Origin of the sequence: Secundilactobacillus malefermentans DSM 5705 = KCTC 3548 (genome assembly GCF_001436395.1) — a bacterium.
GTDB classification, from domain to species: Bacteria; Bacillota; Bacilli; order Lactobacillales; family Lactobacillaceae; genus Secundilactobacillus; species Secundilactobacillus malefermentans.
The window spans coordinates 1-1,232 of sequence record NZ_AZGJ01000118.1; the positions used below are offsets into that span (position 1 = coordinate 1).

Below are 1,232 nucleotides of genomic sequence, written 5' to 3' on the forward strand. Positions count from 1 at the left end.
TAACTTTATCGGAGCCCTTCATTTCGCTTGTGCTGGACAGGAAATCATTGACTAAAAATATTTTACAAGACGATAGTAACGCTGCAACTGGCCTGATTAATAAGGACGTGTTCACGAACACCAAAACGAACAAGGACTTTGGAACGCAGGCCGGTACGCTCACGAGTACCAACGTAAAGGATGCACAGGCAGCTTGGAAACAAGCCCGTAAAGAACTGAATTTAAAGGGCACAACTAAAATTAAATTGCTTACTTTTGATAGTGGTACCCAACGGACAACCGCACAATACATTCAGGGCCAAGTTCATAAGTATCTTCCAAAGTTAAAGATTGAATTAACGATTTTACCAGTTTCTAACTTTATTAAGGATGCGACTGCTGGTAAGTTTGGCATTTATTTAGTAAGTTGGGGAGCCGATTATCCTGATCCATCAAGTTTACTGAGCCTGTTTGCGTCAGATTCTGGAAATAATTGGGGCAGTTATAAGAGCAAGCAGTATGATGCCTTGCTTGATAAAGCCAATGGGGCTGATGCAACTAAGACAACAGCGCGTTGGAATGATTTGGAAGACGCTCAGAAAATCCTGCTTAAAGATAATGGTATTTCACCACTTTTTGCTTCTAAGTTAACGTACTTAAAGAATCCGAAACTAAAGGGAATGGTTACAAACACGCTCGAAGGTGGATTCTATTACGCAAATGCCTATTTAGAGAAATAAAATTTTTGACTGAAAGAGAGTAATTTAATGGGACAATATATCGTACATTCAAAGTTAAGAAACATTGGCGCACAAGTTGATCAACAAACTGGACAACATCGATTTATTAGTGATGAGCCAATCTCGGGGCATGGAACTGATGCGGGTCCAAACCCCGTCCAATATCTATTGAGTTCAATTGGCGGATGTTTAGCAATTACAGCTAACGATGTCGCACGTAAAAATGATGAGCTTGAACTGAAAAAATTTGATGTCAAAACGAGTGGCACAACCACCAATTTTCAAGATGGGGGTTCAGCAGTTACTAAAATTAAAGTCCACGTTGAGTTGGAAACAAATCTTTCAGATTCAGATCAGAAAGTATTTATGAGTCGCGTTTTAAAGGGATGCACGGTTCACAATACGCTGAAGAATGCTGTTCCAATTGAATTAACTATCAACTAATAAATGAATTTCTTTATTGATTGAACATACAAAAAACACTTTCCGTTTTGAAGGGCTCCGATAAAGTTA

The 1,232-nt window shown here is 38.9% G+C and carries 2 protein-coding genes; both read left to right on the forward strand.

Annotated features, from left to right (window positions below; translation table 11 throughout):
- Positions 1-719, forward strand: a 719-nt coding sequence (locus tag FD44_RS10025; RefSeq protein ID WP_235809395.1) for an ABC transporter substrate-binding protein, incomplete at its 5' end; no start/stop codon positions are given.
- 27 nt (positions 720-746) lie between these two features.
- Positions 747-1,163, forward strand: a complete 417-nt coding sequence (locus FD44_RS10030) for an OsmC family protein (protein ID WP_010620003.1) — start codon at positions 747-749, stop codon at positions 1,161-1,163.
- Positions 1,164-1,232 lie beyond the last annotated feature (69 nt).